The sequence below is a fragment of the Streptomyces sp. NPDC006510 genome (assembly GCF_040611955.1).
Taxonomy (GTDB): Bacteria; Actinomycetota; Actinomycetes; order Streptomycetales; family Streptomycetaceae; genus Streptomyces.
Genome location: NZ_JBEXPH010000242.1, coordinates 1 through 10571, shown reverse-complemented (window position 1 = coordinate 10571; position 10571 = coordinate 1). Strand labels below are relative to the sequence as shown.

Annotated in this window: 10 protein-coding genes; 7 read left to right on the top strand and 3 right to left on the bottom strand. The window is 71.3% G+C overall.

The window, feature by feature from the left end:
• Positions 1-280: 280 nt before the first annotated feature.
• Positions 281-613: a DUF6479 family protein gene (locus ABZY11_RS39110; protein WP_356483732.1), complete on the bottom strand. Its 333-nt coding sequence runs from the start codon at positions 611-613 to the stop codon at positions 281-283.
• A gap of 212 nt (positions 614-825) precedes the next feature.
• Here ABZY11_RS39110 and ABZY11_RS39105 point away from each other — a divergent pair, with 212 nt between their 5' ends.
• From ABZY11_RS39105 to ABZY11_RS39075, 7 genes are all read left to right on the top strand, one after another.
• Complete coding sequence (locus ABZY11_RS39105) at positions 826-1215, top strand: hypothetical protein (RefSeq protein ID WP_356483731.1); 390 nt, start codon at positions 826-828, stop codon at positions 1213-1215.
• A 115-nt stretch (positions 1216-1330) separates the two neighbouring features.
• Positions 1331-1897 (top strand): 2Fe-2S iron-sulfur cluster-binding protein, encoded by a 567-nt coding sequence (locus ABZY11_RS39100; RefSeq protein WP_356483730.1) that lies wholly within the window; start codon positions 1331-1333, stop codon positions 1895-1897.
• Entirely contained in the window at positions 1894-2880 is a 987-nt protein-coding gene (locus ABZY11_RS39095; protein WP_356483729.1) for a xanthine dehydrogenase family protein subunit M, read from the top strand. The genes ABZY11_RS39100 and ABZY11_RS39095 overlap by 4 nt, the downstream gene beginning before the upstream one ends.
• A 118-nt stretch (positions 2881-2998) precedes the next feature.
• The gene (locus ABZY11_RS39090; RefSeq protein ID WP_356483728.1) at positions 2999-5098 is read left to right on the top strand and encodes a xanthine dehydrogenase family protein molybdopterin-binding subunit; all 2100 of its coding nucleotides are present in this window, start codon (positions 2999-3001) and stop codon (positions 5096-5098) included.
• A gap of 149 nt (positions 5099-5247) precedes the next feature.
• Positions 5248-5751, top strand: a complete 504-nt coding sequence (locus tag ABZY11_RS39085) for an ATP-binding protein (protein WP_356483727.1) — start codon at positions 5248-5250, stop codon at positions 5749-5751.
• Positions 5752-5929: 178 nt separating this feature from the next.
• Positions 5930-7372 (top strand): NADP-dependent succinic semialdehyde dehydrogenase, encoded by a 1443-nt coding sequence (locus ABZY11_RS39080; RefSeq protein WP_356483726.1) that lies wholly within the window; start codon positions 5930-5932, stop codon positions 7370-7372.
• Positions 7373-7415: 43 nt separating this feature from the next.
• A complete protein-coding gene (locus tag ABZY11_RS39075; protein WP_356483725.1) occupies positions 7416-9803 on the top strand; it encodes a phosphoketolase family protein in 2388 nt (795 codons plus the stop codon).
• 27 nt (positions 9804-9830) lie between these two features.
• On the opposite strand, the gene ABZY11_RS39070 is transcribed toward ABZY11_RS39075, so the two are convergent.
• Together ABZY11_RS39070 and ABZY11_RS39065 are read right to left on the bottom strand one after the other, a co-directional pair.
• Positions 9831-10154 (bottom strand): plasmid stabilization protein, encoded by a 324-nt coding sequence (locus tag ABZY11_RS39070; RefSeq protein WP_356483724.1) that lies wholly within the window; start codon positions 10152-10154, stop codon positions 9831-9833.
• A gap of 121 nt (positions 10155-10275) precedes the next feature.
• Positions 10276-10571, bottom strand: a 296-nt coding sequence (locus tag ABZY11_RS39065) for a hypothetical protein (protein WP_356483723.1), incomplete at its 5' end; no start/stop codon positions are given.

Below are 10571 nucleotides of genomic sequence, written 5' to 3'. Positions count from 1 at the left end.
TGAACGTCTTATGCCGTTATACGCCCGAGGGTGCCGATAAACGAACGCCCCGGCCAGCACGAGGTGTGCCGCCGGGGCGAACGTGTAAAGCAGATCGGTCAGCGGCGCCGGTGTCGACGCCTTCCCCGGGTGGCTTCCGGTCATGGTCCTACTGCCTTCGTCGGTTCCGAGGTCTGGGTCCGCCCGTGGCCTTCGGGCCCTCACCAGCCTCGCCGGGGGCGGTCGCCCCCGCAACACGCGACGCGCTTCCCCGTGGACCGCTGCGGGCAGGGCCGCGGGGTCAGTCGCGTCGCTCGTCGGTCTCGCGGTGGATGGTCTCGCTCCCGTGGTCACCGAGCTCGTAGGGGGAGAGCCCCCGGCCGTCGGGCGGGAAGTGGTCGTCGCCGTGCACATCGCGTTCCTCGATGTGGGTGCGGTGGTCCGGCCGTGGTGGCTGCTCGTCGGGTCTGGGTGGTGGCAGCTCCTCGGCCCGGCGCCGCCTGCCCAGCCAGACCGCCCCGATCAGCACGCCCACCAGCGCCACTCCGACAATGCCCATCACCGAACCGGTCGCGCCGCGGCCGTCGGCGACGGTGAGGGCAAGTGAGCTCAGGTCTGCGTTCGAAACGTCCATGCTTGCCGGATACCCCGAGGCGGAGACCTCACTCGGTAATTGCCATGAATTCATGTTTTAAGTGGATATGACATAGAAAGCGTTTCGGTGGGCCACGGGTGTCGTGGCGTTCACCGCGTCCGCACGCGGGCGGCCTCGTGTCGCCGTCGCCCTGCCACGGGGAGAGTCTGGAGGCATCCTCGAATGTGGAACACCGAGCGGAAGGAACCGCGGTGAACACCATCAAGGAGAAGCAGACGCCGGAAAGCGGGTACGGCCAGGAGGTCTCGGTCGTCATCAGTGGGTGCGAGAAGGCCGACGCGCGGATGGTCTTCGATGTGCTGCGGGCCGCGTTCACCACCGACCGGGCCTCGGCCGACGTCCCGCAGAACCTTGCGGGGAAGCGTCCCACCGCGTGGGTGGTGACCGTCGACGTCACCGAGGCGCGGGTGGTCTCGGGGCCGGTCGCGCTCGGCGCGCCCGTGAGCGTCGATGTGCAGGGCGGTTACTGGGCGGTGGAACGGCTCCGGCAGAGCCTGGCCCACGCCTTCGACGTAACGGTCGTCGGGGCCGTCTCCGGCGACCAGGAAGAAGAGGTGAGGCTGCGCCTGGCGACCCGGTAGACCGATGGGCCGACAGGCCGACGGGCCACGGCCCGGCGGCGGAGCAATGAAGCGGGAAACCATCGCATGTCTGGTAGAAAACGGACAAAAGGCCACCCCTGAAAGGTGCGAGTGCGTGGACCCCTCTCGCGGGCGGGACGACGGTGCGCAACAGCCGGGAGCAACCGGTGACCGTTCCACCCTGACACTGCAGATCAATGGAACCGAGCGGACGCTCACGCTCGATCACCGCACCACCGTCCTGGACGCCCTGCGCGAGCACCTCGGCCTCACCGGTGCGAAGAAGGGCTGCGATCACGGACAGTGCGGGGCGTGCACCGTCATCGTCGACGGCCGCCGCGCCAACAGTTGCCTGCTGCTCGCCGTCGCCCACGACGGCGCCGCCATCACCACCGTCGAGGGCCTCGCCGACGGCGACCGGCTCCATCCCCTCCAGGAGGCCTTCCTGGACCGCGACGCCCTCCAGTGCGGCTACTGCACTCCCGGTCAGATCTGCTCGGCCGTCGGCATGCTCGGCGAGGCGGCGGACGGCTTCCCGTCCCATGCCACCGCCCGCAGTGCACCCGTATCGGCCCCGGTGCCGCTCGATGCCGACGAGATCCGGGAGCGGATGAGCGGCAACCTGTGCCGCTGCGGTGCCTACCCCCGTATCGTCGAGGCGATCGAGGACGTGGCGCCGTGAAGCCCTTCGCCTATCTCCGCGCCCGGTCCACCGAGGAAGCGGTCCAGGAGAGCGCCGCCCACCCCGGTGCCGTATTCCTCGGCGGCGGTACCAACCTCGTCGACCTGATGAAGCTCGGGGTCGAGGCCCCGGACCGGCTCATCGACATCAGCCGGCTGCCGCTGGACCAGGTGACCGATACCGCGGACGGCGGTCTGCGGATCGGTGCGACCGTGCGCAACAGCGACCTGGCCGCCCATCCCTCGGTACGCACCCGCTACCCCGTCCTGTCCCAGGCGCTGCTGTCCGGCGCCTCCGGGCAGCTCCGCAACACCGCCACGACCGGTGGCAACCTGTTGCAGCGCACCCGTTGCCCGTACTTCCAGGACACCTCCAAGCCGTGCAACAAGCGGGAACCCGGCGCCGGCTGCCCCGCCCTCGACAGCGCCCAGCGCGATCTCGCCGTACTCGGCCACTCCGCGCACTGCGTCGCCACCCACCCGTCCGACCTGGCCGTCGCCCTGTCCGCCCTCGACGCCACCGTCCACCTGCACGGGCCGGACGGCGGGCGGACGGTGCCCGCCACCGGATTCCACCGCCTGCCGGGCGACACCCCCGACCGGGACACCGAGATCCGGCCGGGCGAACTCATCACCGAGGTGGTCCTGCCGCCGCGACCGGACGGTGCTGTCTCCCTCTACCGCAAGGCCCGCGACCGCGCCTCCTTCGCCTTCGCCCTCGCATCCGTCGCCGCCGTACTGAGCGTCCGCGGGGGCCGGATCGAGCATGCCGCGCTGGCCTTCGGCGGGCTCGCCCACCGGCCCTGGCGCGCACAGGCCGCCGAGGGAGTGCTCCGGGGCGCACCGGCCACCGGCGAGACCTTCGAGCGGGCGGTGGACGCCGAACTCGCCGAGGCCCGTCCGTTGCGCGAAAACGCGTTCAAGGTGGGCCTCGCCCGCAACCTGGCCGTCGACGCACTCGCCGAACTCGCCGCCGACGGCTGAGCAACAACCGCACCGACGCCGCCCCGCCGACAGCTGAGCAACAACCGCACCGACGCCGCCCCGCCGACAGCTGAGCAACAACCGCACCGACGCCGACCCCCGCCGTGAGGACCCCGTCATGAGCCAGGCCCCGTCACCACTGGGCACCCCCGTCGTCCGCCGTGAGGGCCGGGACAAGGTCACGGGCACCGCCCGCTACGCCGCCGAGCACACCCCGCCGGGGTGTCTGTACGGCAGGCCCGTCCCCGCCACGATCGTCCGCGGCCGGGTCGACGCCATCCGAGCGGACGAGGCCCTGGCCCTGCCGGGTGTGCACGCCGTGCTCACCCATGACAACGCCCCCCGGCTGAAGGAGCCCGACGACCCGACCCTCGCCGTCCTCCAGAACGACCGGGTCCCGCACCGGGGCTGGCCCGTCGCGCTCGTGGTCGCCGAAAGTCCGGAGAGCGCCCGTGCCGGGGCCGGGGCACTGCGGATCACGTACGAGACCGACGGGCACGATGTCCTGCTGACCGAGGACCACCCCGGCCTGTACACCCCTCAGACGGTCAACGGCGGCTACCCCGCCGTCCGGGAACGCGGCGACACCGACCGGGCCTTCGCCACGGCACCCGTACAGGTCGACGCCACCTACACCATCGGCGCCCTGCACAACCACCCCATGGAGCCGCACGCCACGACGGCGCAGTGGGACGACGACGGACATCTGACCGTCCATGACTCCAGCCAGGGCTCCACCACGGTCCGCGACAGCCTCGCCACCGCCTTCGGACTCCGGCCGCAGCAGATCACCGCGGTCTCCGAGCACGTCGGCGGCGGCTTCGGGTCCAAGGGCACCCCCCGCCCGCAGACCGTCCTGGCCGCCATGGCCGCGCGGCACACCGGGCGCCCCGTCAAGATCGCGCTGCCCCGCCGCCAGATGGCCGCCGTGGTCGGCCATCGCGCCCCCACCATCCAGCACATCCGGCTCGGCGCCGAACTCGACGGCACCCTCACCGCGGTCGACCACGAGACCATCACGCACACCTCCACCATCAAGGAGTTCGTGGAGCAGGCGGCCGTACCGACCCGGATCATGTACGGCTCCGCCACCAGCCGCACCACCCACCGGGTGGTCGCCCTGGACGTGCCGAGCCCCTCCTGGATGCGCGCACCGGGCGAGGCCCCGGGCATGTACGCGCTCGAATCCGCCATGGACGAACTCGCCTCGGCCCTCGGCATGGACCCCGTCGAACTCCGCATCCGCAACGACCCGGCGAACGAACCGGACTCCGGACGCGCGTTCAGCAGCCGCGGCCTGGCCACCTGTCTGGAGAAGGGTGCCGCACGCTTCGGCTGGTACGACCGCGATCCGCGCCCCGCGATCCGTGAGGAGGGGCCACTGCTGCTCGGCACGGGCGTCGCCGCGGCCACCTACCCCGTGTACATCGCCGCCTCCAGCGCCTCGGCACACGCGGCCCCCGACGGCTCGTACCGCATCCGGATCAACGCCACCGACATCGGCACCGGCGCCCGCACCGTGCTCGCGCAGATCGCCGCCGACGTCCTGGGCACCCCCGTGGAGAACGTCCGGATCGACATCGGCAGCAGCGAACTGCCCGACGCCCCACTGGCAGGCGGCTCATCGGGCACCGCCTCCTGGGGCTGGTCCGTGCACAAGGCGTCCACCCTGTTGCTGCACCAGCTGCGCGAGAGCACCGGCCCGGTCCCCGCCGACGGGCTCACCGTCACCGCCGACACCCAGCAGGAGACCGCCGGGCAATCCCCGTACGCACGCCACGCGTTCGGTGCGCATTTCGCCGAAGTCGCCGTGCACGGACGGACCGGAGAGGTGCGACTGCGCCGGATGCTCGGCGTCTTCGCCGCCGGACGCATCCTCAACTCCCGTACCGCACGCTCCCAGTTCATCGGCGGCATGACCATGGGGATCGGCATGGCGCTGACCGAGGCCTCCACCATGGACCCCGTCTTCGGCGACTTCACCGAGCACGATCTCGCCTCCTACCATCTGCCGGCCTGTGCCGATGTGCAGGAGATCGAGGCGCACTGGATCGACGAGGAGGATCCGCATCTCAACCCGATGGGCAGCAAGGGCATCGGCGAGATCGGCATCGTCGGTGCCGCGGCGGCCATCGGCAACGCCGTCCGGCACGCCACCGGCATCAGGCTGCGCAGCCTGCCGCTCACCCCGGACACGCTGCTGCCGTATCTCCTGTGACCTGGGCGCTCGTCCCCTGTGTTGCGCGACCGGTGCTGCCGGGTCACCCTGTGGAGTGACCCAGAAGTGACATCTGCTCACTGTTCGTGTTCGGGGGTCGTTGTTCAACGGGGCGAAGTCAGTGGGCCTCGATGTGAGGAGCCTCGACGATGACCGTTCCACTCGACCGGCACTATCTGGTCGAATTCCAGGTTTCGGCAGAGCGTGTGTCCCAGCTGCGACGAATAATCGCCGCGCACCTCCGCCACTGGCGTCTCGAACTCCACATCCAGCCGGTGTGCCGGGGTGTGGAGGAGCTGCTGACCAATGTCCACCGGCATGTCGGTGACGACAACAACTGCGTCGTCGAACTCCGCTGGTCCGGGCGGCATCTCACGGTCTCCGTCGCCGACAACGGCTCCGGGATGCCGCGGCTGCTCAGCAACGGCGGCGGTGGCCTGAGCCGTGTCATGGCCCTGAGCGACAGCTGGGGAACCTGCCGTACGGCCGAGGGCAAGGTCGTCTGGTTCACCCGGTACGCCCAGGAGCCGCACAGCGTCGACCTGGTGCCGTTCTCCCCGCTGCCCGGTGTGCGCGAGTCCCGGCGCCCGCCCGCCGCGGCCGCCGTCCCCGTCGCCGAGTCCGCGACGGCATGCGACCCCGCTCTCGTCTGAGACGGGCCACCGGTACCGCCGCCATCCGTACCCGCTGAACGCTTCCCCCTCCCGGCGCGGACGACGCGCACACCGCACGCACGGACCGCGCCGGCCGGGTATCCGCCCGGCGTGGTTCGCGTTGCGGCGCGGCGCACGGCACGGCACGGTCGAAGAACCGAGCAAGGAGGACACGGCCATGCCCATCGCGACGGTCAATCCCGCGAACGGCGAAACCCTCAGAACATTCGACGCGCTCGACGAGGCGGGGGTCGAGCAGCGGCTGGACGCCGCCGACACCGCGTTCCGGGAGTACCGGACCACCGGATTCGCCGAGCGGGCCCGGCTGCTGAACCAGGCCGCCGGGCTGCTCGACGAGGACCAGCAGGACATCGCGCGCACCATGACCACCGAAATGGGCAAACCCGTCAAGGCGGCCCGCGCGGAGGCCGCCAAGTGCGCCAAGGCGATGCGCTGGTACGCGGCCCACGCGGAGGAACTCCTCGCCGACGAGCATCCGTCCCCGGCCGATGTGCAGGATTCCGGCGCCTCCCGGGTCTACGTCCACTACCGGCCGCTCGGCGCCGTGCTCGCCGTGATGCCGTGGAACTTCCCGCTCTGGCAGGTCGTACGGTTCGCCGCCCCGGCCCTCATGGCGGGCAACGTCGGCCTGCTCAAACACGCCTCCAACGTCCCGCTGACGGCGATGTACCTGGAGGGCCTGTTCCGCCGGGCCGGCTTTCCGGCGGGATGCTTCCAGACCCTGCTGGTGGGATCCGGGGCGGTCGAGGCGATCCTGCGTGACCGCCGGGTCGCCGCGGCCACCCTCACCGGCAGCGAACCGGCCGGCCGCTCGGTCGCGTCGATCGCCGGCGACGAGGTGAAGCACACCGTCCTGGAGCTGGGCGGCAGCGACCCGTACCTCGTGATGCCGTCGGCGGACGTCGCCAGGGCCGCCCGCACCGCCGTGACCGCGCGGGCGCAGAACAACGGGCAGTCCTGCATCGCCGCCAAACGGTTCATCGTGCACACGGAGGTGTACGACGAGTTCGCCGAGCGGTTCACCGTGGGCATGAGCAATCTGACGGTCGGCGACCCGATGCGGGAATCCACCGACGTCGGACCGCTCGCCAGCGAACAGGGCCGCACCGACCTGGAGGAGCTGGTCGACGACGCGGTACGGCAGGGCGCGCGAGCGCTGTGCGGAGGCGGCAGGCCCGAAGGTCTGGCCCCGGAACTGGAGCGCGGCTGGTTCTACGCCCCCACCGTCCTCACCGGGATCACCCCCGCCATGCGCATCCACCGCGAGGAGACCTTCGGTCCCGTCGCCTCCCTCTACCGCGTCGGCGGGCTGGACGAAGCCGTGGCGCTCGCCAACGACAGCCCCTTCGGCCTCAGCTCCAACGTATGGACCCGCGACCCGGACGAGGCACGTCGCTGCGTACGCGATCTAGAGGCCGGCGGAGTCTTCTTCAACGGCATGACGGCCTCCCATCCCGCGCTGCCCTTCGGCGGTGTCAAGCGCTCCGGCTACGGACGTGAACTCGCCGGGCAGGGCATCCGCGCATTCTGCAACGCGACCACGGTCTGGTACGGCCCCGAGCCCGTCGGCGACACGGCCTGGGCCCGCGTCGCCGCATAGTCCCGCCCGCCCCGCGACGGGGGCCTCTCGTCTGGAGACACCCATGAGCAACGCCCTCGGCCGGGCAGCCACGTCCGCCCCGTCCGACGAGGAGATCGCGGCACTCGACGCCCACTGGCGGGCCGCCAACTACCTGGCCGTCGGCCAGATCTACCTGATGGCCAACCCGCTGCTGACCCGGCCGCTCGCCCGGGAGGACATCAAGCCGCGTCTGCTCGGCCACTGGGGCACCTCACCCGGGCTGAACCTGGTCCACACCCACCTCAATCGGGTCATCAGATCCCGCGGCGTCCAGGGCCTCTGCGTCTGGGGCCCCGGCCACGGCGGACCCGCCGTCCTCGCCAACTCCTGGCTGGAGGGCAGCTACTCGCAGACGTATCCCGACGTCGGCCGCGACGCCGAAGGCATGGGCCTGCTGTTCAAGCAGTTCTCTTTCCCCGGTGGGGTGCCCAGCCATGTGGCACCGGAGACACCCGGCTCCATCCACGAGGGCGGCGAACTCGGCTACGCCCTCACCCACGCCTACGGGGCCGCCTTCGACCACCCCGACCTGCTCGTCACCTGCGTCATCGGCGACGGCGAGGCCGAGACCGGACCGCTCGCCGCGTCCTGGCACTCCAACAAGTTCCTCGACCCGGTGCACGACGGCGCCGTCCTCCCGGTCCTCCACCTCAACGGCTACAAGATCGCCAACCCGACCGTGCTCGCCCGCCTGCCCGAGACGGAGCTCGACGCCCTGCTGCGCGGCTACGGGCACGACCCCCTGTACGTCGGCGGCGACGACCCGATCGGCGTCCACCGGGCGATGGCCGCCGCGATGGACCGGGCCGTCGACCGGATCCGGGAACTCCAGGCCGCCGCCCGCACCGGCGGCGGCACCGGCCGTCCGCACTGGCCGATGATCGTGCTGCGCACCCCCAAGGGCTGGACCGGCCCGGTGGAGGTCGACGGGGTCCCCGTCGAGGGCACCTGGCGCGCCCATCAGGTCCCGCTGGCCGGGGTCCGGGACAATCCGGACCACCTGCGGCAGCTGGAGGCGTGGATGCGCTCCTACCGGCCCGAGGAACTCTTCGACGCGTCGGGACGGCCCAGCTCCCAGGTGCTCGCCTGTGTGCCCGAGGGCGACGCCCGGCTCGGCTCGACCCCGTACGCCAACGGCGGTCTGCTCCTGCGCGATCTGCCCGTCCCGCCGCTGGACGACCACGCCGTGGAGGTCGACAAGCCCGGCACCGTGCTGCACGAGCCGACCCGGGTGCTCGGCGGTCTGCTGGAGGCCGTCATGGCCGCCACCGCCGAGCGCCGCGACTTCCGCGTCGTGGGCCCCGACGAAACCGCCTCGAACCGGCTCGACGCCCTCTACGGCGCCACCGCCAAGGCATGGCAGGAACGGATGCTGCCGACCGACGAGCACCTCTCCCGCGACGGACGCGTCATGGAGGTGCTCTCCGAGCACCTGTGCCAGGGCTGGCTGGAGGGATATCTGCTCACCGGCAGGCACGGCCTCTTCTCCTGCTACGAGGCGTTCGCCCATATCGTCGACTCGATGGTCAACCAGCACATCAAATGGCTCAGGACCTCCCGTCGGCTGGCCTGGCGCCGTCCCATCGCCTCGCTCAACTACCTGCTCACCTCGCACGTCTGGCGCCAGGACCACAACGGGTTCTCCCACCAGGACCCGGGCTTCGTCGACCACGTCCTCAACAAGAGTCCCGAGGTCGTCCGGGTCTACCTGCCGCCGGACGCCAACACCCTGCTCTCCGTCGCCGACCACGCGCTGCGCAGCCGCGACTACGTCAATGTGATCGTGGCCGGCAAACAGCCTTCCTTCGACTGGCTCACCCTCGACCAGGCCCGCGCGCACTGCGCCCGCGGCGCGGGAGTGTGGGAATGGGCGGGTACGGAGGACGGCAGCCGCGAACCCGACGTGGTGCTGGCCTGTGCCGGTGACGTACCCACACTGGAGACACTGGCCGCCGCCGATCTGCTGCGCAGGCACCTGCCGGAACTGGCGGTACGGGTGGTCAATGTGGTCGACATGGCACGGCTGCTGCCCCGCGAGGAGCACCCGCACGGAATGCCGGACTCCGAGTACGACGCGATATTCACCAGGAACACCCCCGTGATCTTCGCCTACCACGGCTATCCCTGGCTGATCCACCGGCTCGCCTACCGGCGCGCGGGCCATGCGCAGCTGCATGTGCGGGGCTACAAGGAGAAGGGCACCACCACGACGCCGTTCGACATGGTGGTCCGCAACGACCTGGACCGCTACCGGCTGGTCATGGACGTCATCGACCGGGTGCCCGGCCTCGGTGTCCGCGCCGTGGCGGTGCGCCAGGCGATGGCGGATGTCCGCACCCGCCATCACGCCTGGATCCGTGAACACGGCACGGACCTGCCCGAGGTGGCCGACTGGACCTGGAGCGGCTGATGCGGCCCGGGCCCGGACGGCGTGACCTCAGCGGCCGACCGCCCGTGCCAGCTCGGCCTTCGTCATGTGCGACCGGCCGTGGATGTTCTTCTTCTTCGCCTCTTCGTAGAGCTGGTCGCGGGTCGGCCCCTCCGCTCCGCTGTGGGAGCGCAGACCGCCGCGCCGGGAGGACGAGATGTCCTCGATGGAGGTACGGCTCGCGTTCCTCGACTCCCCGGCGCGGGCGCGTGCCTTGTTGACCGTACGGGCCGCGATCTCCTCGGCCCGTTCCTCGCTGACCCCGCGCTCCTGCGCGCTCTCCTTGATGTGCTCGTACTGCCGTTCCCGCTTGGCGTTGGATCCGCGTGGCATGGTGCGGTCACTCCTCTCGCTGGGACGGGCCCGGGGCCCGTCCCGGGATTCGACCGGGGCCTCTCCAGTGTCCCAGCGACGGGTCGATGAGTCGATTCGTCCGCTCTGCTCCTAATGTGAGCTAGTTTCCGATGTGGGCGAGTTCGCGGCTCGGCCTGCATCTGATGCACAATCCGGCGTTGGCCGGCTCCACCGTCACCCTCGTCGCCACCGCCGACGACCTGCCCGTCGCCGGGGTCGCCCCCGGGGCCGTGCCCCGCGCGAACGGGTCGCGGTCGTGGCCGCCCAGGGCGCCATCGACTTCACGGCGGCCGAGCGGGTGCTGTACGCGCTGGACTAGTCGCGCCCCCGGGAGGCGGGGCCGGTCGTGCTGGACGTGCGGCAGGTGACCGGCGTCGACCGGGTGGCGCGGGCGAT